The organism is Rhodomicrobium sp. (genome assembly GCF_047605405.1).
Lineage (GTDB): Bacteria > Pseudomonadota > Alphaproteobacteria > Rhizobiales > Rhodomicrobiaceae > Rhodomicrobium > Rhodomicrobium lacus.
Genome location: NZ_JASGFR010000016.1, coordinates 61,364 through 83,353, shown reverse-complemented (window position 1 = coordinate 83,353; position 21,990 = coordinate 61,364). Strand labels below are relative to the sequence as shown.

Annotated in this window: 21 protein-coding genes, 1 tRNA gene and 3 pseudogenes; 9 read left to right on the top strand and 16 right to left on the bottom strand. The window is 58.4% G+C overall.

Annotation, left to right across the window (positions count from 1 at the left end):
• Positions 1-46: 46 nt before the first annotated feature.
• From tnpC to QM659_RS08515, 10 genes and pseudogenes are all read right to left on the bottom strand, one after another.
• Positions 47-1,582: pseudogene (gene tnpC, locus QM659_RS08560) on the bottom strand (IS66 family transposase).
• Positions 1,583-1,678: 96 nt separating this feature from the next.
• Positions 1,679-2,026: an IS66 family insertion sequence element accessory protein TnpB gene (gene tnpB, locus QM659_RS08555; RefSeq protein WP_013419097.1), complete on the bottom strand. Its 348-nt coding sequence runs from the start codon at positions 2,024-2,026 to the stop codon at positions 1,679-1,681.
• The gene (gene tnpA / locus QM659_RS08550) at positions 2,023-2,430 is read right to left on the bottom strand and encodes an IS66-like element accessory protein TnpA (RefSeq protein WP_041787200.1); all 408 of its coding nucleotides are present in this window, start codon (positions 2,428-2,430) and stop codon (positions 2,023-2,025) included. The genes tnpB and tnpA overlap by 4 nt, the downstream gene beginning before the upstream one ends.
• Before the next feature lie 90 nt (positions 2,431-2,520).
• Positions 2,521-2,948, bottom strand: a pseudogene (locus QM659_RS08545) (helix-turn-helix domain-containing protein); the annotation flags it as partial.
• A gap of 299 nt (positions 2,949-3,247) precedes the next feature.
• A complete protein-coding gene (locus QM659_RS08540; protein WP_415188093.1) occupies positions 3,248-4,219 on the bottom strand; it encodes a DMT family transporter in 972 nt (323 codons plus the stop codon).
• Between the two features lie 43 nt (positions 4,220-4,262).
• Complete coding sequence (locus QM659_RS08535; protein ID WP_415188092.1) at positions 4,263-4,931, bottom strand: YggS family pyridoxal phosphate-dependent enzyme; 669 nt, start codon at positions 4,929-4,931, stop codon at positions 4,263-4,265.
• Complete coding sequence (locus QM659_RS08530) at positions 4,928-5,887, bottom strand: hypothetical protein (RefSeq protein WP_415188091.1); 960 nt, start codon at positions 5,885-5,887, stop codon at positions 4,928-4,930. The genes QM659_RS08535 and QM659_RS08530 overlap by 4 nt, the downstream gene beginning before the upstream one ends.
• Positions 5,887-6,741, bottom strand: coding sequence for an SAM-dependent methyltransferase (locus QM659_RS08525; RefSeq protein WP_415188090.1), 855 nt, complete (start codon positions 6,739-6,741; stop codon positions 5,887-5,889). The genes QM659_RS08530 and QM659_RS08525 overlap by 1 nt, the downstream gene beginning before the upstream one ends.
• 7 nt (positions 6,742-6,748) lie before the next feature.
• Positions 6,749-7,690, bottom strand: a complete 942-nt coding sequence (locus QM659_RS08520) for a hypothetical protein (protein WP_415188089.1) — start codon at positions 7,688-7,690, stop codon at positions 6,749-6,751.
• Positions 7,691-8,857, bottom strand: a complete 1,167-nt coding sequence (locus QM659_RS08515; protein ID WP_415188088.1) for a diaminopimelate decarboxylase family protein — start codon at positions 8,855-8,857, stop codon at positions 7,691-7,693.
• Positions 8,858-9,285: 428 nt separating this feature from the next.
• On the opposite strand from QM659_RS08515, the pseudogene QM659_RS08510 reads away from it, so the two are divergent.
• The 5 genes and pseudogenes from QM659_RS08510 to QM659_RS08490 all read left to right on the top strand — a co-directional run.
• Positions 9,286-10,315, top strand: a pseudogene (locus QM659_RS08510) (IS3 family transposase); the annotation flags it as partial.
• A 166-nt stretch (positions 10,316-10,481) separates the two neighbouring features.
• Entirely contained in the window at positions 10,482-10,637 is a 156-nt protein-coding gene (locus tag QM659_RS08505) for a hypothetical protein (RefSeq protein WP_415188097.1), read from the top strand.
• A complete protein-coding gene (locus QM659_RS08500; RefSeq protein WP_415188087.1) occupies positions 10,634-10,996 on the top strand; it encodes a hypothetical protein in 363 nt (120 codons plus the stop codon). Before QM659_RS08505 ends, QM659_RS08500 begins: the two co-directional genes overlap by 4 nt.
• 2 nt (positions 10,997-10,998) lie before the next feature.
• The gene (locus tag QM659_RS08495) at positions 10,999-11,301 is read left to right on the top strand and encodes a hypothetical protein (protein ID WP_415188086.1); all 303 of its coding nucleotides are present in this window, start codon (positions 10,999-11,001) and stop codon (positions 11,299-11,301) included.
• Between the two features lie 147 nt (positions 11,302-11,448).
• Complete coding sequence (locus QM659_RS08490) at positions 11,449-11,673, top strand: hypothetical protein (protein ID WP_415188085.1); 225 nt, start codon at positions 11,449-11,451, stop codon at positions 11,671-11,673.
• 235 nt (positions 11,674-11,908) lie between these two features.
• On the opposite strand, the gene QM659_RS08485 is transcribed toward QM659_RS08490, so the two are convergent.
• The 4 genes from QM659_RS08485 to QM659_RS08470 all read right to left on the bottom strand — a co-directional run bounded on the left by QM659_RS08485 (position 11,909) and on the right by QM659_RS08470 (position 17,778).
• Positions 11,909-15,520, bottom strand: a complete 3,612-nt coding sequence (locus tag QM659_RS08485; protein WP_415188084.1) for a chemotaxis protein CheB — start codon at positions 15,518-15,520, stop codon at positions 11,909-11,911.
• Between the two features lie 399 nt (positions 15,521-15,919).
• Entirely contained in the window at positions 15,920-16,177 is a 258-nt protein-coding gene (locus QM659_RS08480; RefSeq protein ID WP_415188083.1) for a hypothetical protein, read from the bottom strand.
• 49 nt (positions 16,178-16,226) lie between these two features.
• Positions 16,227-16,427, bottom strand: coding sequence for a helix-turn-helix transcriptional regulator (locus QM659_RS08475; RefSeq protein ID WP_415188082.1), 201 nt, complete (start codon positions 16,425-16,427; stop codon positions 16,227-16,229).
• Between the two features lie 67 nt (positions 16,428-16,494).
• Positions 16,495-17,778, bottom strand: a complete 1,284-nt coding sequence (locus QM659_RS08470) for a tyrosine-type recombinase/integrase (RefSeq protein ID WP_415188081.1) — start codon at positions 17,776-17,778, stop codon at positions 16,495-16,497.
• A 152-nt stretch (positions 17,779-17,930) separates the two neighbouring features.
• On the opposite strand from QM659_RS08470, the gene QM659_RS08465 reads away from it, so the two are divergent.
• Positions 17,931-18,004: transfer RNA gene (locus QM659_RS08465), tRNA-Ser, on the top strand.
• A 384-nt stretch (positions 18,005-18,388) separates the two neighbouring features.
• On the opposite strand, the gene QM659_RS08460 is transcribed toward QM659_RS08465, so the two are convergent.
• A complete protein-coding gene (locus tag QM659_RS08460) occupies positions 18,389-18,820 on the bottom strand; it encodes a hypothetical protein (RefSeq protein WP_415188080.1) in 432 nt (143 codons plus the stop codon).
• Between the two features lie 115 nt (positions 18,821-18,935).
• Between QM659_RS08460 and QM659_RS08455 the strand changes: the two genes are divergently transcribed.
• Positions 18,936-19,184 (top strand): hypothetical protein, encoded by a 249-nt coding sequence (locus QM659_RS08455; RefSeq protein WP_415188079.1) that lies wholly within the window; start codon positions 18,936-18,938, stop codon positions 19,182-19,184.
• A gap of 17 nt (positions 19,185-19,201) precedes the next feature.
• On the top strand, positions 19,202-19,600 hold the full coding sequence (locus QM659_RS08450) for a hypothetical protein (protein WP_415188078.1): 399 nt from the start codon (positions 19,202-19,204) through the stop codon (positions 19,598-19,600).
• Positions 19,601-19,669: 69 nt separating this feature from the next.
• Here the strand turns inward: QM659_RS08450 and QM659_RS08445 are convergent, their stop codons facing one another.
• On the bottom strand, positions 19,670-20,551 hold the full coding sequence (locus tag QM659_RS08445; RefSeq protein ID WP_415188077.1) for a hypothetical protein: 882 nt from the start codon (positions 20,549-20,551) through the stop codon (positions 19,670-19,672).
• A 193-nt stretch (positions 20,552-20,744) separates the two neighbouring features.
• Here QM659_RS08445 and QM659_RS08440 point away from each other — a divergent pair, with 193 nt between their 5' ends.
• On the top strand, positions 20,745-21,131 hold the full coding sequence (locus tag QM659_RS08440; RefSeq protein ID WP_415188076.1) for a hypothetical protein: 387 nt from the start codon (positions 20,745-20,747) through the stop codon (positions 21,129-21,131).
• Positions 21,132-21,990: the final 859 nt, after the last annotated feature.

Below are 21,990 nucleotides of genomic sequence, written 5' to 3'. Positions count from 1 at the left end.
GTAAGCATCCGGTGAGGGCCGCAGCGTGAGCGCTTGCGGTTGATGACTACGCCGCCAGTTGCAGGCCGGGCTGCTTCCATTCCCAGAGCAGCAGCTCATGGAGTCGGCTTTGCGGCTGGCCTGCGATGCGGGCGAGCACATCGGCCAGCCAAGCCAGCGGATCGACGCCGTTGAGTTTCGCCGTCATGACCAACGTCGCCATAAACGCGGCCCTCTTCCGAGCGCAAAACCTCTCAGCGCTCGTTCGGCCGCGTTGTTGCTCAGGCAGATGCGGCCGTCGCCAAGGAAAGCGGCGAAGCGATCCCAGCGCTTGAGCAGATAATCGATGGGCCTGGCGACGGAAGCCGAGCGCGACAATCGCGAGCGCTCCTCGCCAAGCGAGGTTTTCAGATCGGCCAGGAGCGGCGCGCTTTGCTCTTGGCGCACGCGCAGGCGCTCGCTGGCGGGAAGGCCGTTGATGGAGCGCTCGATGTCGAACAGCGCGTCGATGCGTTTCACCGCCTCAAGCGCGATCGGCGAGATGGCCGGCGCCTGTTTGCCGCGCCTTGCGTTGGCTGCGATGTCGGCCAGTTCGAAGAACTGGCGCCTGGCGTGCGCCCAGCACAGCGCCGAAGCGATGGCGCCCTTTTCGCGCCCCGGATCGTAAAGCGCGTTATAACCGCTATAGGCGTCGGCCTGCAGAATGCCGGCAAAGTTCCGAAGATGCCGCTCGGGATGCTCCTGTTTTCTGTCCCGCGAAGCGTAATAAAGAGCGGCCGGCGGGGACGTCCCGCCAAAGGGGCGGTCGTCCCTGACATAGGTCCAGATGCGGCCGGTGATCGTCTTGCCCTTCGCCAGGATCGGCACGGTCGTGTCGTCGCCGAAGAGCCGTTCGGCCGACAGAACATGGGACTCGATCAGCGCATGAAGGGGTTGCAGCGCAGCGGCGCAGGCACCGACCTGATCGGCCAGCGTCGACACGCTGAGCTCGACGCCTTCGTGGGCATAGCGCTCGCTCTGCCGGTTGAGAGGCTGATGCTGGCCGAACTTCTCGAACAGGATCATGGCCAGAAGGCCCGGTCCGGCAAAGCCGCGCGGCGTCGCATGAAACGGCGCGGGCGGCTGCGCTATACTCTCGCAAGCCCGGCAGGAGAACTTCTCGCGCACCGTCTGGATGACTTTCCAACGGCGCGGAACAACCTCGAGCGTCTCGGTGACGTCTTCGCCGAGCTTCGACAGCTTCGTCGAGCCGCAAGACGGGCAGCACGCCGGGCGCCGGGATCACCACGCGCGCGCGCGGCAGATGCGCCGGGAACGGTTTGCGCGATGGGCGCTTGCGCGTAGAGGATGGCGTGCCTTGCGTCCGGGCCGCAGCTTGTTCGGCCGCAAGTTCATCTTCGGCTACGGCCGTTTCCAGCTCTTCGAGCTGAAGCTCCAACTGCTCCAGGAGCCGCGCCTTGCGCTCCGAGCGAACGCCAAAAGCTAAGCGGCGCAGCTTCTCGATCTCGAGCCTTAAGTGAGCGATCGTCGCGTCCGCGTTCGTGCTCTCCGCCTTGGCCTGGGCCTCCGCGGAAAGGCGGGTGGCGCGCTCGGCGAGGATCATCGCGTGCGCGGCGGCAAGGTCGGAAAGAAGAGCGTCAAGGGTCGTTGTCACCGGCCAAGGGAATCACGGTTCGCCAGCGTTTTCAAAGGCAAACCGTCAGCCGACCGAAGTCGGTCTCCAGGTTTTTTGCGGATTGCGCCAATCGATCCCGGAGAGCAGATAGCCAAGCTGCGCGGGCGAAATCGAGATCGCGCCGTCCGCCGGGCTCGGCCACAAGAACCGGCCTTTCTCCAGACGCTTCGTAAAAAGGCAGGCGCCCTGGCCGTCATGCCAGATCACCTTCAGAAGATCGCCCCGGCGGCCGCGAAAGCAAAACAGATGGCCGCTCAAAGGATCGCGCTGCAAAACCTCCTGGACCTGCAAGGACAGCGACGGGAAGCCCCTGCGCATATCGGTGTGACCCGTCGCCAGCCACACCCGCACGCCGGTCGGAACCGGGATCATGGTCTCCTCCCGTCGGCAATATCGAGAATGCGCTTCAACGCGCCCATGTCGGCGCCGGGGCCAACCCGCACGCGCCGCCCGTTCAAAAGCTCGATCTCGATGCGATTATCGGCGGCGGGCGCGTCACTGGCGCTGTGATCGTAGATCGTGTCGCGGCTCTTCCCTGGCGCCGTCAGAGAGACCGGCAGGAATGCCGGTGCGGGCTCTGGCTTCTCGTCGTTCTTGGCCAGCTTCCGCCAACGAAACAGAAGGCTTGGCTTGATCCCATGCCTGCGGGCGACCGCTGACACATTCACGCCGGGCTGCAAAGCCTCGGCGATGATCGCCTGCTTCTCGTCCTCGCTCCAGCGGCGCCGGGTATCAGCAACTACGGAATACCGGCGGGCAAAAGTATCTCCAGACATAGGCACGGGCATAGCTCCTGTCGCGACAAGCGTCACAGACAAGACCTGTCTCTTACACGCCCCGCAAGGCGGCCTTCACCGAACGGATACCTCAAGATCGATCTGGCCGTCGAACCAGTCCCGGCGCTGCTTCAGGATGTCGGGACGGTCTTGCTCGACGGCATGGCCAGTCTTTTTTTGCGCGTCATGCCCCGGCGCGCGAAGAAGCGGTGAAGCCCGGCAAGAGAGACATGCAAGCCGATCTCGACGAGAGCCAGACGCAGTTCCTCGAGCGAGATGTCCTTGCGTGCTTCCCAAAGTGCGAGGATGTCCGCCCCGCGCTCCTCGATCCGGCGCGATCGCATATCGCCGCCTTGGGGCTTTGGGGCAAAGTCGCCCGTTTCCCGTCGTTGCGCCTGCCAGCGGATTGCTGTCGATGGCGCAACGCCAAATCGAGCGGCCGCCGCACGGCAACTCATTCCATCATCAACCGCCGCCAGAAGCCGCGAACGCAAATCCATCGAAAGAGGTTGGCCCATCCATGCTGGCCTCCAGCACCAGCACCGATGCTGAATCAGATTTTACACCCCAAGGGAATCCAATTCCGATTCATAACGGTCGAAATCCGCTCTAATAAGCAGTTCGGTTGATGTCAATCGCCGCCATCCGCGAAGCGCTTGGGACGGCGCAGTGGCGGGCGGCAGGGTGGCCCTAGCTAATAGAGACCTGCCACCTTGCGCGCGCCGTGCCCGGCGACGCCAATCCTCGTAAAACCGTATATCTGGGCCCGTTCCATATGCTGACCCCATCGATCGCGACGAGACGGCCCCCCCCCCCCTCAAGCCCCACCTCCCCCCTCTTGGCCGTAAAGGTTCACATCATTTTGGTGACGCGAGCCTTTCGATGCTGCGCGTATGCCGAGACTGACCCCACTAACTAGCAGCGTAACGTTAATAAGCTCAGTTGCCGTCGGAAGTCGTTGTTCGATAATGAAAGCATAGATTATTGCAAATACAGTTTCCGAGACGATGAGGTATCCAAGAACATCACCCGCCAGAGATCGACTTGCTATATTCCAAAACCATGTCGCAACCCATGATGACAAAAGGCCGAGGATCAATCCCCAGAGTATGAGAGTACCTGATCCGATCGTCGCCCCTTGCAAGATACTATGTGGCCCAGACGGGAGAAGTGCAGCGACGGGAATAAGGGTAACGATCGTGGCGACCCCGGTGAGCGCAGTCCATGCCACAATGTTTGTTTCTTTCTCCTGAGTAAGAAATTCCGCATTTCGTATCCCATAGAATGCCCAGCTTGCTAAGGCCGCAAGCGCTAAGATAAGGCCAATTACAGATAGCTCGCTAGTAGAGACCAGCGGACCCGACCAATAGGAATGCAGGGCGTGAGATACTATGCCTCCCATGATGAACAATGCAGGGAGCAGAAAACGAGCTGGCGAAAACGTCTTGTTACGAAGGCTGCCCAAAAACGCCATCACGACCGGTAACGTGCCGATGATCATAGTCGGAAGTAACGTTCCACTACGCTGCAAAGACTCCGAAAGGCAAAGATAGTAGACAGTGTTGCCGGTTATGGCCAAAATCAAAATCAGCAGCCAGTTCGAGCGAAGGATCGGCAGCCAGATTTTTTTTCTCAAAAAGGCCAAGACTAATAGGGAGGATGCACCGAAAACAGAGTAGCGAACAACCGTAAGGTCCGTTGCTCCGAACGGCTCAATCATACCGGGAGCAATGAAGGCCAGGGCCCAAAGCGCACCAGCTATCAGCCCAGTTGTTATAGGCCAGATCATATAGTTTCCCTTCAAATCGATTGATCGCAGAAACTTAGCTGACTTATCCGCTAGATCTCACGCCGAATAGGGCGGACCCAACACGAACCTTTGTTGAGCCGAAAGATATTGCACGTTCGAAATCCTCAGACATGCCAACAGAAAGTTCTTCTACACCTACGCCTTGTGAAATCTCGCGTAGAGCTGCAAAATACGGGGATGGATCAGCACCATGTGGTGGGATGCACATCAATCCGGTGATGTCCAATCCATGGATATCACGGCAGCGCCGCACGAAGTTGAGAGCATCGCATGGCTGGACGCCGGTCTTTTGTTCTTCCTCGCCAATGTTGACCTGCACGTAGAGGCGCGGATACCGATCTTGCATCTTCATCTCGCGAGCAAGTGCGCCAGCGATCTTGTCCCGATCGACCACCTCGATCACATCGAACAGTTCGACCGCATCCGCCACCTTGTTGGACTGGAGCGGTCCGATGAGATGTAGGATGAGATCTGGATAGGTCGTGCGAAGAGCCGGCCACTTTTCTCTGGCTTCCTGAACCCGATTTTCGCCAAACCTCCGTTGGCCGGCCACTAGCATGGCTTGAAGGCGGTCGGCGGTCACAGTCTTCGAAACCGCTGTTAGAGCGACAGACCCCTCGACCCTCCCACTCTCGATCTCGGCTCGTCGAATACGCGACTGGATGTTCGCGAGGCGTTCACCGGGGGTCATGTGGGCACTCCCCGATCATCTACCTCCTCCGGCGAAATCACAGCTATCTCCAGGTCGGTCACCGAGATTGGCTGAACTCTTCCCATTTCCTTTGCCCATGCGGATCGGAGGAACAAGGGGACGGCGAGCATATGTTTATGAGTTTCCGCATCATACGCTCGAAGATGATCCCTGCGCGGGTCGGCATAGAGCTTGATCTCGGCAGAAGTAATGGATGTCAGATCGTGAGCGTGAGCTCCAGTTGCAGCAAACGCCCAAGGTGTACCGAAACTCGGAACGTTGGCTGTATATGGAACGCAAACGCCAAATACCGCTTCAAAGGTCCTGAATACTCGCGCACTTAATGTGCAATGAAGCGGGTGAGCTTGTCCCGCCTGCGTCACGAGTATACCATCATCGCTCAACAATTGACGGAGGAGTAGCATATTCTCCTGTCCGAATAGTCTGGACGAATATGAACCTTGGGTGGGATCTGGCGTATCGAGGATGATGATATCGAACAACCCAGATAACAGGTGCGACGCTCGGATCACCTCATTCGGATCACCAAAGTAAAACTCTATTCGCGTATCTCTCAAGCTATCTCGATGCATATGCGATAGTTCATACTTCGATGAAGCATGAAGTGATGAATCGATGTCGAGAATGACCACTTTCTCAATATACGGCAGGAGCAAAATATAAGGGAGTGAGCCTCCATTAGCTCCGCCGATCATAAGGACGCGTTTGGCGTTTTGGCGGACCACCTGCGCTGGAAGATGCAAAGCCTCGTGGTAGCAAGCTTCATCACCCTCGGCCGACTGTATGGCTCCATCAAGAATCAGCGCGCGCCCATAAGGACCTAAATCGCCAATTTCCCATCGTTGAATAGGTGTTGATCCAGAGGCGATAACACCGTGCAGCCTATGTGCATGATATTCATCCGGAGACAGATACTGCTTGATCCACTGGGACATTAGCGCGTCCCTTTGGTTGCAGTGAAAAGGGCATATCCCAAGGAACCGATCCGGCTTACGTCTGCCTCATATCGAGCGTGAGCGAGCGCAGTATTATGATAATCCGAATTTGTCCGAGCTTTGATTGTTTCGGACATGTGTTCGCGAACGGTTACCGAACGAGACTGCCAATCTCTGAATCTTTCAGAGAGATCATCGGATCTGATATCTACGAAACCGGATTCACGGAGCGTTGATGCATATTCCTCGACTGTGTAGACAAAGGGGCATCGCCACTCTTCGGTCAGCTTCTGCCAGTCCGATGGCGAGATTTCACCCGTCCTCGTGCGCTCCATGAAGCCGAGACGGCCTCCGTCACGAAGCAGGTCCGCGCAATGGCTGAATAAGTGGCTCGCGTCGAAATGGCAAAAGGCACCGGTGCCATATATGCCATCGAACGCGCCGGTGCCTGAAAGCTGATAGACGTCTCCTTCGATAAAATAGAGCTGTTTCGACAATCCACCTTCGAGCTGTCGCTTCATTTCGTTGGCGTCTGCCAACGGAACGGATGCGACGTCTATTCCCGTGATATTCCAGCCAAAACGCTCAGCTAGAAACCGTGCAACACGACCTCTGCCGCAACCGATGTCGAGAACCTTTGACCCTGGTGCAAGATCGAGCGCGCGACCTAGATCGATGAGATCCGAGGCGCTGTTGTCGCTAAACTGACCGATGTATTCACTCTGGCCGAACACCTCCGGATATACAAGATCGTGTATCGAGACGTTATGGGACATCGCGTTGTCGTACAGCGATTTGATCTCGGCGACATCTTCCGGAAGGATGCCATGTGGCGGTAGATTTGAGGAGGACATTTGGGTCTTAGCTCCTATAATGCGAGATCGTCGGTAACATGGCTTCGCCATGTCGCGCCTCCTGAGACAGGAAGCGGCGGACATCCTTCGGTAGCGAGAACATGTGCTGATCCGTCTCGCCGTCGTACAAGGCCAGGTCGCCGCCAACGTTTGCAGAAAGCCACGCGTCGATTTCTCGCGGTGAAAGGCGTCTATGGACCAGAGGCTCCATGGAGCAGCCGATGGTGAGCCACGAGGTGCCGTAGGCCTGAGGATGGCATAACCATCCAACCTGGTGGGTATAGACCCTCGATAATGACTGATTGATCGCAACCGCTAGGTCGAAGGAAGCAGGTCCAACCGAACCCGCCCAGGTCACAAAGATGCCGCTGGGGGAAAGTAGCGATGCAAGCGCCTGAATTATGGAGTTGCCAAAAAGTCCTTCAGCGGGAGTGCCTTCCATGGGCTCGCTGATGTCGTTGACGATCAGGTCAAACCTATTTGCACACGATGAGGCAAAATCTCGGATGTCTGAAACAACCAACTCGACGCGTGGGTCATCGTAGCATCCTTTGGCAATGTGCGGAAACCAAGACCGGCATAGCTCTATAACCTGCCGATCTATGTCGACCTGAACAACGTGAGAAACGCTATGGTGCTTGAGTACCTCCCGTATCACGCCACCGGGACCGCCGCCGACAACAAGCACTGTCTTCAGGGTGTTGCACAGCATTAGTGCGGCAGGATGTACGATAGCCTCACTGTAGATATATTCATCGTGCTCGATATGCTGAATTCGCCCATCGAGAAAGAGGCCGCGGCCATAACCTTCCGTTTCGACCACTTCGATGCGCTGAAACCCTGAGTCCAATGTCTGCAGGACAGATGTTATCTTATGGCAGTGCATCTCGCCGGCGGCGAGATGCTCCTGAGACCATTGCCCGGAGGGCCACGTTGTATCCGCTTTCATCTAGGCGACCTCTTCCAAGAAGGCTTCGCCCTTTCGGATGAGTTTCAAGCCATCCTGTGTTGCGAGGTACTCGGGAGGAAGGCTCTGTCCTAGGAACCGCGTCGTCATCGAATAGCAGTAGCTTCCGGACTCGCCGAATTCGAGCCAGTCGCCTATCTGGACCTCGGGTAGAGATATGCCTTTTGCGAGGAAGTCGCGTGAGTAGGTTGTTGAGCCGACAATATCAGCGGGTTTGTCTAGGCACTTTGTTTCCGAGCGGCACGCCAGGGAAACTGGATTGTAGTCCTCGTAGAACATCGCCCGCGGGATCAGTGACGCACTAGCGTTGACACATACAATCCAGCGATCTGGCCTTTCCTTGATATCGGTGATCTGCGCATAGAAGCGTCCGGCGTCTCCAAACATTGAGCGGCCAGGTTCGAGGATCAGTTTAACGGTGTGGCCGCGCCGTTTGCTAACACGCTCCATCCGCTCGCTGACGGCTCTATTGTATTTTTTGAAGTCGAAACGCGTCGGATCCAGCGGGAATCCGCCGCCGAGGTCAATTAATTCTAGATTGGTGAAACGATCAGATAGCTCTAGCGTCCTATCAATTCCGTCGATTAGAGCATCAAGACCTGTTACATCCGTCCCAAGATACACATGTGGGCCAACGAGTGTTACACCATATTCCGCCGCTGCGGCGAAAGCACAGTCTATCTCGCTTTCCATCAAGCCAATTCGGCTCTCATTTCCAATGAATATGTTGTTTTTCGACTTTTCATCGATATTAAGGCGGAGACCCGCCCGCGTACCGGGGGAAAAGCGCCCGTATCGTTTTATTTGCGGGATTGAGTCCAGACTGATGAAAATCTCTTTCTGGCTTAAAACCTTCATTACCGCGTCGGAGACACCAGTGGATGCAAAAATTATACTGTCTTTGCCGAAGCCAACATCCAGAGATAAAACGAGGTGCTTCAGAGAGTTAACGAATACTCCGAAACCAGTACATTGGAGCAGGCGTAGCAATTCCGGATTGTCATTCGCCATGCTAGCAAAATGAATGGAAGTTGATGGGTAGGAGATTGATTTAAACCGCCTGATGTTTTCCTCGATGACCGTTAGATCATATGCGTAAAAAGGCGTCTTGGTGACTTCGAAATGCTGCTTGATATACGTTGAAAACATTGATCTCTCCTTAGAGTACCGCGACGATGCCGCTAGAAAGCCAATCTTCCAGATCGAAACGAAACGAAACGTATCGTATTTTTGAGGAAATATCTACCCTGGGACGGTGGGCATTAGGCCGCACATGGCACCTGCCGACCTTATGTGCGTTATGGTGGCTCCAGTCGCGAGGCGATCTCGACCTTTCCATGACTTTCCACTGGCGCGCTCTGATCCGCTGGCGATCGACCAGTTGTTGACGAGGTATCAGCTTCTCGGCGAGCACTACACCTCGGATTTGAGCCGATTGGATTATGTATCGGAAGGGACGCACTACTTCGACGGTGGCGTTCCTCGAAGAAATCTGAGAGGCGCTCCGCAGCGGACCTGACGTGCTCCCCGTCATTCCGGCCACTGATAAGTTTGATCTCCTCATCAGGAGTAGGACCATGAGGCGCAGCCGTTTCAGTGAAGAGCAGATCATCGGCGTGTTGAGGGAGCACGAAGCCGGCATGAAGCCGTCGGACCTCTGCCGGGAGCACGGGATCAGCGAGACGACTCTCTACAAGTGGAAGGCCAAGTTCGGCGGGATGACGGTGCCGGAGACGGCGCGTCTGCGCACGCTCGAGGAGGAGAATCGTCGACTGAAAAAGCTCTTGGCCGATCAGATGCTCGACAACGCCGTGCTGAAGGGATTTCCTGGGAAAAAACTGATGACGCCTGCGGCCCGGTTCGATGCCGTGCGGCGGGCGATCGCCGGTCACGGACTGTCGGAACCACGGGCCTGCAGGCTTCTCGGCGTGGATCGATCGAGCTTCAGTGCGAGCGGAGCGGTAGCGACGATGCCGCCGTGCGAGCCCGGCTGCGCGAACTGGCGAACGCTTCGGCTATCGGCGTCTGGCGATCCTGCTGCGGCGGGAAGGTCGGGCGATCAATCTGAAGCGCGTCTATCGGCTCTACAGGGAAGAACGGCTGATGGTGCGCAAGCGAGGCGGGCCGAAACGGGCCTTGGGCACGCGACACCGGTGACGATCCCGCAAGGGCCGAACCAGCGCTGGTCGCTCGACTTTGTCTCGGACGCCCTCGACGACGGTCGCCGCTTCCGTGTGCTGAACGTGGTCGACGACTTCTCGCGGGAGTGCCTCCCTGCGTGGTCGACACGTCGTTGTCGGGCACACGGGTCGTCCGTCAGCGACAACGGCACCGAACTCCTCAGCCATGCCGTCCTGCGCTTCAGCGAAGCGACCCGGATCGAATGGCACTACATCGCGCCAGGCAAGCCGGTCCAGAACGCCTTCGTCGAGAGCTTCAACGGCCGGTTCCGCGACGAGTGCCTGAACGAGCACGTCTTCTCCTCGCTTGCCGAGGCGAGACGGATCATCGAGAACTGGAGGATCGACTACAACACCCTCCGCCCCCCATTCGAATCTCGGCGGCCGACGATACGCTCGACACCGCGCAGTCTATCATTCCCGAAGGACGCGCGGCCACGAAGACGCGACAGCTCACGGCCACGGATCCGCTCGCGAAGAAGCTCTCATGGGTGGAGAAGATCCTCATGTGGCTCGGCCTCAGCGGCGGCGCGGCGGCCTCGCTGCCGGACGCGGCGAGCCAAGCCACCGGCACGTTCTCTGCGCTGAATGGCGTGTGGCAGATAATCGCCGACAACAAGGCGCTCATCATCGTGGCGGGCTTCATTCTCGCCGCGTTGCTGATCCGGTGGGTTCTGACAGAACTGAGGGACGCCTACCGCAACAACGACTATCAGGGCGCCATCCCTTCGGATGAGGTGCGCCAATGATCGCCATCGCGAAAGCGCTCCCGTGGCTGTTGCCGATCCTTGGCGCAGCCAGCAGCTGGCTCGGCAAGCTCAACGGCTTGTCGTGGCTCGGCCTTCCCATCGGGCAGATCGTTCTCGTCCTCGTCACCTTCGTGACGAACGTCCTCTACCTGTTTCTTCAGGTGCTCGCCGGATGGGCTCAGGATCCGCAGGGGCGGAAACTTCTTGCGGTGATCGGCGTAGGAGCGGGGCTGTTCTGGGGCTGGCAGCACGTGGACGACACCGCTTATCAGCGCGGCTTCGAGGCCGGTCAGATCAAGGAGCGGCAGGTGCACGCGCAGAAGAAAGTGCCCGTCCAGAACCGCCGGACACAGAGGTAACCATGCAGGAAGTGACCCTGCCTCTCACGATCCTTCTCACGCTCATAACCGCCATCTGTTCGGTGGCGGCTGCATGGGCGCTGACCAAGAGGACGGTAGAAGCGGCGAAGGAAACGGCCGACGCGGCCAACAAGAAAGCGGCCGATCTCGAAAGGCAGTTGGCCGAATTCAAGATCGAAGCCGCCAAAAGGTTCGCGACCGACGAAACGCTCGCGGGCGTCCGCTCCGAGGTCGTGGAGGCGATCAACCGGCTGGCGGATCGTCTCGACCGCGTGATCGAGGGGCGGCGCAGGTGGTTTTCATAAAGTCGCGCGCGAGCCGCTTTTTAGTTCGCCTGCTATGAAAGCTATTAGGCCAGAGTTAACAATCGAAAGTGGAGGCGCCCACACCCGGGAACAAAACCGCCTATCAATCATTTAATGTCGCTGATTTTTCTGGAAAGAAAGCCGGACATGAAAACGCGCGAGGAATTAGAAGAAGAAAACGAACAACTCCGCAATGCAAGCCATGCCATCTATGAAAAAGGTTTTAACGGAGCAAAAGAACGGCTAGACAAAGAAATAGCCCGACTAAAAGACGCGTTTGATGCCGCCCAGAGGGTGAGCAACGCGCGAATTCATAATCTTGAACGTCGTCTTAAATACATTCGCAAAATGACGAATTTTGAAAATCGTTAACTGAAGCGGCACTATGCCCGGGCTGCTCCATTCTCTTCTGCTCAGGAGTTTGCCTTCCCTTTGCTTCGTTCACTCTGCGCAGCATTTTGATCCGCGCGCTTGTCGCATCGGTCTCTACAGAGTTCAGACTTGGATCGAGCGAACACGACGGCGCGGAAATTGTCGGGTTAAAGGGGGGAGTTCGGTCTCGTCCTGCTCAATGGCAGCGAAGCGTCAAATTGGGGTTAGGCTGCGCTCACTTTTCGGCGCGCACGAGCGGCATCGCGATCGCGCATCGAAGACCCGCAGACGCGAACTCCAGACGAACGTCGCTTCCTGTTTCAAACGAGAGGCCGTCTTCAATCAGTTCAGACCCGAATCCAGACCGCGTCGGCGGCTTCACCGGCGGACCCCCAATCTCGACCCATCGAATCCGCGCGACCTCTTCCGCCCCGCTCCTGTCGACGCTCCAGGTGACCTCAACTCTGCCTGACTTGGTGGAAAGCGCGCCATATTTCGCGGCATTCGTCGTCAGCTCATGAACGGCCATACCGAGCATTTGGGCTTGCCCAGGTGTCAGGTTCACGGGCTCGCCATTGAGCGTGAAGCGTGGGTTATCGCAGCCTTGATCGTAGGGCGAGAGCTCCGAAGCCAAGATGCGTCGCAAGGAAGCGCCCTTCCAATGGCTCTCGGTAAGAAGATTGTGCGTTTTCGAAAGCGCCATAAGACGAGACTGGAAGGCGTCGGCGAACTCGGCAATGGTCGTCGCGTGTCTCGCGGTTTCTCTCGAAATCGCAGCCACAGTCGCAAGAGTGTTTTTGGTTCGATGATCCAGTTCTTTCATTAGCAGGTCTCGCTGACGTTCCGAGCGAACCGTTTCGCTAACGTCGCGCGCCACAATCGATGCGGCGACGATGCTGCCATCCGAGTTGCGCACGGGAGAGACGGTTATCGACATAGGGATGTGTCTTCCGTCTTTCGCCGCGAGCAGGGTTTCAAGGCACTTGACCGCCTCGCCAGTCTTCACCCTCTCGAGAACGCCGGGTATCTCGTCCTTCTCACCCAAGGCGACGAGGGTGGAAAGCGGCTTACCCACTATCTCCTCCGCGGAGTAGAAGAAAATCTTCTCCGCACCCGTGTTCCAGCTGGAAATTATGCCATCAAGCGAATGGCCTATGATCGCGTCATCCGAGGATTCGACAATCGCGGCCAGGAACGCAAGGGTTTCCTGGTGGCGCTTCTGTTCGAAAATATCGACGAACGTGATGACGACCCCATCAACGACACCATTGAGTGTCCGATATGGCCTTACGCGCATCAGGAACGTTGTCCCGTTATCGGGCATGTGAACCTCGCGCTCCACAACAGACAGCGCCGCCAGGGCGCGACGAACATCCGCTTCGATGGCGTGATAGCTAAGACGGCTGGCGATCTCTATAACCGGGCGTCCCCGGTCGGCTTCGCGCAGGTGGAAAAGTTTCGTGCAAGCGGCCGTAAAAGTGCGCACGCATAAATCGTTGTCGAGGAACAGGATGGCGATCTCCGTGCTTTCCAGCAAATTCTGAAGATCGCTGTTCAATCGATGCAAAATGGTGTTTTTTTCGCTGAGTTCGTTATTTACGGTTTGCAGCTCCTCGTTGATCGACTGCATTTCCTCTTTCGATGACTCCAACTCTTCGTTGGAGGATTGCAGTTCCTCATTGAGAGACTGATATTCATCGTTCGCAGATTTCAGATCTTCATTCGCCTGCTCCGCCTCGTCGAGAGCCGCTTGAAGGCGTACCCTGATGGCCCTTAGTTCGGCTTCGAGTTCTCGACTGCCACTGCTCCGGTCTTGCTTGTCGCGTGCTTCCGCCGGCTCTTTCGGTGTCTCTATATCCTGAAAAATGACGATGTAGTGCGAGGCCTGACCCAAGGCAGGAAGAACCGGCTCCACAATGAGGTTTATGGAATCGCTCTTGCCCGCAATTTCAATCGGGACGTTCTCTTGCACCGCCCTGAACCCTGTCGCTCCCGCTTTTTGCAGAAGAGAGCGAACCGCCGGACGCAAAGCATTCTGGATGAGATTGAAGAGGTTAAAGCTGGCGGCACCGGGCTGCGGATCGAGATATTTTCCGGTTTGTCCCGAAAAACTGAGCACCTGATGTTTCTGGTCGATGAGAAGATGGGCCGGAGCATACCTCTCCATCACACGCCGCGCGCCTCTTTCGATGCCGCTTTCCACTGCAGGCCTATTAGGTGCGCCAGCCGCAGAGGCGATCATGCCTCTCGACGCAGCGGACGACAAGGGCAGACTCGGCAGCGCAGCGGGAGTATCGTTGCGTCGCGCGAAAAGACGATGTTTCTTGTCTGCCTCGGTAAAGAAATGCTCCTGCCGGGCGATACTTTCGGATGGCCCGAGAAAGAGATAACCGCTCGAACGAAGTGCATAATGGAAGATCGGGATAAGTCGGTCTTGCAGCGGTGTATCGAGATATATCAGGAGATTTCGGCAGGAAATCAGATCGAGTTTGGAGAAGGGTGGATCGCGAAGCACGCTGTGAACCGAGAAAACGATGGTTTCCCGGAGCTCCGGCGAGACGACATAATGATCGCACTCGCGAACGAACCACCGCTGGAGCCGTTGCGGCGAGACGGAATCCAGCAGCGCGCTTGGGTATCGTCCAGCGCGGGCGTGCGCTATCGCACGATCGTCGATGTCGGTCGCAAAGATCATAATTTTCGGGGCGGAGGGCAGTTTTGCGACGGCTTCCATCAAAAGGATGGCGATCGAATAGGCTTCCTCACCCGTGGCGCATCCCGCGACCCAGACACGCACCTGATCGTCGACGCCTTTGCCCGCAACGAGACCCGATATGACTTTCGTCTCCAGCGCCTCGAAGGCGGCTGGATCGCGAAAGAATTGAGTGACCCCGATCAGGAGATCGCGAAACAATAATTCAAGTTCTTTTGGATTACCTTGCAGTTCTTTGAGATAGTCATCTATGCTATCAAGGTGCAGTACTTGCATGCGCCGCTGAATACGTCGCACGAAAGTTTTTTCCTTGTACTCTGAAAAATCATGGCCGACCGCGTTGCGGAGCAACACGGCTATCTCAAGCAGATGCTTGGTTGCATCCTCACGGATGCCTTCGGCATTCTTGTGTGCCTTCGCCTTCACGAGATGATGTTTATATTCAAGCAGCTTCGCCGGGATGTCCTTCACCTGCAGGACATGATCGACGAAGCCTGTCGCCGCCGCGCTGCGCGGCATGCCAAGCTTTGCCTGATGTTCGACTTCGGCCTGTGCGATCGTGAGGCCACCGTGTTCCTTGATCGAGACCAACCCGAGAGAGCCGTCGCTTCCGGTTCCGGAGAGGATCACGCAAACGGCGTTCTCGCCCTGATCGCGAGCGAGGGAAAACATGAACGTATCGATCGGGCGGCGAATCCCACGTGGCGGCGCAGGTTTAATGACGACGAAACGTCCGTTCGCGATGGTGAGGGTGGCGTTTGAAGGGATGACGAACACCCGGTTCGGCAGGACTTCGCTTCCGTCCACCGCCTCTGTCACAGGCATGGCGGTAGTCTTGCCCAGAATGTCTGCAAGCATGCTTTTGTGGTCGGGGGGAAGGTGCTGAACAAGCACGAAGACCATGCCGCTGTCGGACGGCATATTTTCGAAGAAGGTCTTGAACGCCTCCAGGCCGCCGGCCGACGCCCCTACACCGACGATGAGGGGCGACGAGCTTATCCATGGAGTGTGAAGGGAGTTGGTTTCCTCAGAGATCAATGAAGCCTTGTCTGAGGCGTCTGAGCCTTTCGCGCAGCGCGGCTTGTCCTTTGTCACGATATTTTGCCCTAGATATTGGTTAAGATAGCGGCGCATAGATCAAGTTGATATTTATTATGATCCATAACCTTGTTGCATGCAAACAGGAGAGCTTTTTTATAATCTTGAAGCCACTGCTATGGGCGTTTCGTGAGCATAAAATTGTTTGTCACGACCAAGGTATGATTCAACCCTTTTCATCTTGGGCTGTGTAATTGGATTGTTTCGGCTTCTGGTTGATCTGGCCTACAAAACCAGTCTTTCCGTAGCAATAAGAAGCGTGTCTACCCCGAAACATTCTTCATGTCGTTCTCAGCCTCTCTCCGGGCTACCCCAGAACGAGGTCTATGGACCCCGTCCGGAGATAAGTCTCTAATCTCCGGACGGTCATGCGCCCTTCGTCGCCGGTTGCCGGTGTAGGCATTCGGTGAGATTAGCCGAACTTCAAGAAGCCCTTCACCGCGCGGCGGCGGCCGAGGCGAGTCTGGTCCGCGCGCCTTCGAACGGGAAGCGACGCACTGCGGCTTCGTTCTGTTCGATGTAGGAGAGCAGCCGCATGTCATCGTCGTCGGCACGCATGAGGCGTGGTTTGCTCGCGGGCGGTAGCTTCTCGCGGTCACGCCGGAACGAGCCGGAGATAAGCCGCAGCGCGATTTCGCGGGCCTCGCGATGGGAGATGACAGTAGGCTTTTCCGTGGACGTCAGGGTTTTCATAATGTAAACCTTCGGAGCAAAGAAAAAGCGAGCATAGTCGCGCCCGCTTTCAGGTTGCCGTGCGCTGGGTGCCCATGAATTGGCGGACTTCCTTAACATCCCAGTAGCGCCGCTTGCGAATATAATACGGCTTCGGAAAGCCAAGGCCTTCGGTTCGCAGCCAGCGATAGAGCGTCGAGTCTGACACGTTGCCGCAAATCTCTCGGACGCGGGCGGATGTGATCAGGTTCCCCTTTGGTAGATTGGACATATCTGCCTCATGTTGCATCGTTCCATTGCAAATAGATGCAGCGCCATTTTCAAATTGTCAATGGTATCTATCCGTACAGGGCCACCACATTCTCGTTCGCGGTGCCTTCGAGCGCTGCGACGTGTTTCGCCCACAACGCCAGCGCGGCCTTCTTCTCGGAGAAGTAGGCGTGGCGATTGTAGATCCCCGCCACACCGGCCTTCGCGCCCGACACATGGTTCAGCACCGCTTCGATGACGTGGGGCTGCACGCCGAGGCCCGCCATGCCGGTGGCAGTCGTGCGGCGCAGGTCGTGCCAGGTCCAACGCGGAAGCGGCTGAACCTTCTCGGGGTCTCCTCCGCGCTCGGCGGCTTCCTTGCGCGCTGTAGCGAGCATGGCCGCTTCGAGCCGCTCCTTGGCGTCTGAGAAGCCCATGACCGGCGTCTCTCCGGTGACTGTAAAGGCGAGGCCCTTCTCGCCAATGCGTGGCATCTCGGCCAGCATTCGTGCTGCATCTAAAGGCAGGGGAAGAAGCAGCGGGCGGCCGTTCTTCGTGCGCTCGCCGGGGATTTCCCAACGCGGATCGGCCGTGTTGAGCCCGGTGAATTCCACCCATGGCGCGCATGCCACTTCGTTGCGGCGCGTCGCGGTATAGATCAGGAGCCGCGTGAACTCGCGCCACGGTGTTTCGAGGCCCCGCGAGCCGAGCAACACAAGCCGAAGCTCCGCCTCACTCAGCACGCGGTCGCGCGACGATTTTGGCGCTGGCGCCTTGAGCTTGTCGAATGGCGAATGCTCCAGACCGGGCAGGTCGCGTTCGAGCGCCCAGGAGAACAGCGCGCGCATCCATGCAAAGACGTGGTTCGCGGTTCGCCCATGTCCTTGTTCGATTATAGGGTCGGTGACCTTCAGAATGTCGCGCTTCGTTATCGTCTCGATATAGCGGCCCTGCCACGCGGGGATGGCATATTTTTGCAAGAGGCGTTCGACTTCGTCTTTACTCCGCAGCGTGCTGACATGGCGGCGAATGTATTCCTCGGCCACATTTTCGAAGAGGGCGCCCGCGCGCTCTTCGGCGGCTGCGAGGCGCGCGGCCTTCTCGGCCTTCTTGTGTTCGGCGGGGTCGATACCCAGGCGCGCGAGCTTCATCACTTCTCTTGCGCGCTCGCGGGCTTCAGCCAATGTGATCTCCGTCACGCGCCCGAGAGTAACATTGCCGAAGCGGCTGCCGAGGCGGTAGCGCACGATGAACGACTTCACGCCGGACGGCTGCACCATGACGCCCAATCCGGTTTCAACATCCTGCACGAGATAGCGCTTTTCTTGCGCCTTGAGCGCGGCGATGGACATTGCGGTGAGCTTGGTCACCATGTGTGTATCCCTCTGCTTGCGAGCGCCGGGATACACGCTGGTATGCACAAATTCGCCGGTACCCTTTGCTCTCGAACGAGATAGCATGATACGGAAATGCCACGCAATGCTTTGATATATCGTGATTAACAACGATCAATGACGAAGCGCAAGAGATGGCTTGTTTCGGCCTTTAGCCTGACTTTTAATCAGAGGGTCGATGGTTCGAATCCATCTGGGCTCACCATTCAAATCAAGGGGTTAAGCTGTAGCGCCCCTCCTGCAAAACTCTCGGGGACAACAACGGGGACAACAGATCAGGCGGCTGTGCAACCCTGTGCATGTCGGTTAACCATCCACAGCTTTGTGCGACCGGGTGGATAAGCGTGATCGTTTGCGCAGCTTCCTAAAGTGCGTGTTCCTGTTACGTTCTCTTGATGAGCAACGAAACCCACGCCTTGACCCTCGACGACCTTGATCGCTTCGAGGGAATGACGATTCATTGCCTCTCTTGTGGCCGCATCGTGCAGTACCAGCCCGTGAGACGCGCATCATCCGGGACGATCGAGCACGGCACGAGAAACCCGGCGGGAACGCCGAATAGAGCGCGCCCCTCCTCCTCGCGCTGACGCTACACCATCATCTTGTCGACGAAGGAGGCGTCTCCATAGATCTGCGTCGCGATCACGGCGCGGCCTTCGGGGGAAAGCGCCCTGAAGCGTTCGATCTGTGACGCCCAGAACGCCTCGAGCTCGGCGTCGAGCGCCTTGACGCCCTCCGTTCCCGGGGATGCTTCCGAAGCGCCTTCGGCGGCCTTGAGCGCATCTTCGACGCCCCACTTGAAGCGAACTCCGCTGCCGCTGACGCCTTCGATGGGATCGAGGAATTCGAGGCCGGCTTCTTCGAAGAGGATTTGCATCATCTTCAACTGCGCTGGGCGGGTAGCCGATCTTTCGTCCTCGGTCCTCATGACGGTATGCCGATTGACTTGCGCCATTGCGGCAACCTGCTCGACCGTCAATTTCAACGCTGCGCGAGCCATGCGCAGTTGCGCACCGTTCATCATTTGCCTCTTGTATAGCGACATAAAATCACTAAAGCGACATATAGTTGCTTTGTGGCCATCATGGCGCTAGGATACCGCTGTTCGCCTGAAAGGCCAACTTCGGAGGGGGACGATGCGATCTGGCGCGCTTAAATCGATGCGTTGTCTGATGCTGCAGGCCGGTGCGCTCGTCAGCGATGCCGCATCGATCGCGGAAGATGAAGGCGAGAAGCGGATGCTCATCGCCTTTCGCGACCTCGGCCGCCGCATCGCCGATCAGATTGCCTCGATCGACCACATGTCCGGCACGCCAGACAGCGCAACTCTCCCGACGAAGATCGACCACGACGGCGAACATGGGCAGCGCCCGCGTGGCGCATAGTCTGGGATGGAGACGATATGAGAAATTCACAGGTCAAGGTAGCGCATCTGAAGCTCTTGGATGCGCAGAGCAAATTTCACGAGGAGGATGGAAGGTTGCCGGGCTATCAGGACGTCGTTCGAGCGACGAAAGAGCTTTTCAAGGCGGAGCCACAGAATTCCGCGGAAGCCCTGGCGGCGCTTCTGCATGTGGTCGAGAACATCAATCGCCTGGAGAGTGATGCCCTGGATCCTTATCTTGTCGGCGCCATCGGGCAAGGCCTTGTCGACGACATCGAGATCGTGACGGCAGCGCTTCGTTTCGCCGTCGACCATATCAAGCGCGCCACAGTCGCTCCGATCGCAGGGTTCGACTATCACCCGGACGAGATCGAGAGCATCGAAAAGGTCTTAGGCGGCAATTCCTTGGCCGCGTAACATCGCCCTCGTCCGACCGCATCAGAAGCCCCGGCTGGATCGCTCCCGCCGGGGCTTATCGTTTGTACCTCATGCCTCCTGCAGGCTGCGCTTGTCGGCCGCGAGCTTTGCTTTCGGCTGCTTCGGTAGTGCCCGCCGGCGAGAAGCATTGCGGGGACGGCTGGCGAGCAGGCGCGCAGCTTCCTGCACCGATGACACCGGCTTTGATGACACCGGATCCGGCGCCGGTTCCAGTCTCATGATTCGAGCAGCCTTCACCGGGCCGCCATGGGCCACGGCGTAGAAGCCGAGGCTGGCAACCAGCTCATAAACCACCGCAAGCGAGACGGAAAGCGCCGTCGACACGTCCTGCGACTTGTAGCCCATGAGCGCTGCAAGTGTTTCGGCCTGGGCATCGATCGCCGCCGGGCGGCCTGCTGACATCACCGCTTTCGTACGGGCCATCTCGGCTTCCTTGGCCGACACCGCGGCGCAGAACTCCCGCTGCCAGCTCCGCACATCCGCGCAGCCGGCAGAATCCTGATACTTGGCCGATGCCTTCATGGTGGCAAGATCACCCTCAAGGCGGGCAACATCGGCTTTCGCACGCTCGAAGCGCTCCGCCGCTTGCGCCCGATCGCCGGCATAGTCGGCGCGGTGCGAGGACGAGAAGCCGACGCTAGATGTCAACGTGAAGGCGGCGCAGACCGCGAAGAGCCCGATGCACACCGCCTGCTGGATTCGGGCGCCGCGGCGGGCTGCCCCGGCTGCTGCGCCCGGCATGATGAAGTTCAGCGCGACAAGGGCGACGCCGCCTGCCCCGAAGAGCAGCGCATCGACCTCGCTTTGACCGCCGAGCGTCTGCCCGAAGCGGAAGTTTGCGGCGGCTGCGATGCCACCGATGGTCAGCACGGCGGGGACACCAAGCAGCCATTGCGCCCAGGGGCGCGGTTCAATACTTTCGGAATGCATGTCACCCTCTTATCCAGGTTGATTTGCAGCCCGGTGCAGTGCTCCAACACTGCCCGGGCACCACAGGAGAACGATCTGTGTGAAGTATTGATGTCGTCACTCTCCGAATAGTTCAAGTAAAAACTTCGATGATCGGTTTATTTATCAATGAGCATGTTGCGTTGTTCTTGTATTGTTGTCAGCGCTTTGGAGCGTGAAGTCGGACTGGGTCAAGCACGAAGCGAGCTACGCGATTGTCGAAGGGAAGGCGATCACGCTGTCCGTCGCCGCCTTCAAATACGCATCTCTCCCGAGCTTGTACCGCGGATTGCATTGCGGCGATCTAACGACGACGCTGCGCGGTCCGACCAAATTGTTGGAGCGGATCAAGGAGCTGTCCACGGAAGCGGACCGGAAAGCGCACAGCAAACTGCCGGAGACCTGCGCGAAGACGCTCTACGGCCGCGCCGGCGAGATGCAGAAGCTGATCGCTGCCTGGGACGGCGGCACCACGCGCCTCTTCGCCTTCGACGCCATCGGCGGCGCGGGCAAGACGGCGCTCGGCTATCATTTCGTGCAAGGGCTGAAGGCGTCCGGCTGACGCGGCGCGCGTTCGGTGTTCGCCTGGAGCTTCTACAGCCAGGGCTCCAACGAGGACCGCCAGACGAGCGCGGACGAGTTCTTTTGCGCGGCGTTCGCTCATTTCGGAGGGGGCGAGCCGCCGAAAGACCCGCGCGAGAAGGGTGTCGCGCTTGCACGCCTCGTGCAACAGACCCGCGCGCTTCTCATCCTCGACGGGCTGGAGCCCCTCCAATATGCAGCGGGGCGCACCGGCGGCGGCACCAGCGAGAAGGGCATCGTCGGCGGCATCAAGGATCCGGGCGGGAAGGCGCTGCTGTCGCTGTTGGCCGAGGACAATCCGGGGCTTTCCCTCATCACCACCCGCATCAAGCTCGCCGAGCTTGCGGGCGCTCACGGCGTCACCTTCGAGGCGCTCGACAAGATCCCGCTGATGGCCGCCATCGAGCTTCTGCGCGATATCGGCGTCGAGCACGACACGCCGCCCGACACGACATGCATGCACTGCCGCCGCGCGCGGCCTTCGCCGAGCTTCCGCCCACCGGCATGCCGCCGAAGCCCTATGGCGCACGGGCAACCCAGACGCGCCTTTGCGCGAAGCCGAAACCTCTGCTGCGCGCGGTCCGATGCCGCTGTTCCTCGCGCAAATCCACCTGCTGCGCGCCCGCATCGCGCTCGCCGAAGCACGCGCGGCGCGGCCGGCGCAGCGTTCTGGGCATCTTCAGGGCGCCGCCACCGCCCGATTGCACGTCCGCCCGGCGCCATCGACGAGGCCAAGGCCCTCATCGAAGCGCATGGCTATCGCCGCGCGCTGCCCGAGTTTGCCGTGCTTGACGCCGAGATCGCCCACGCGGCCGAAGCGCCCGATCGCGAAGCCCTGG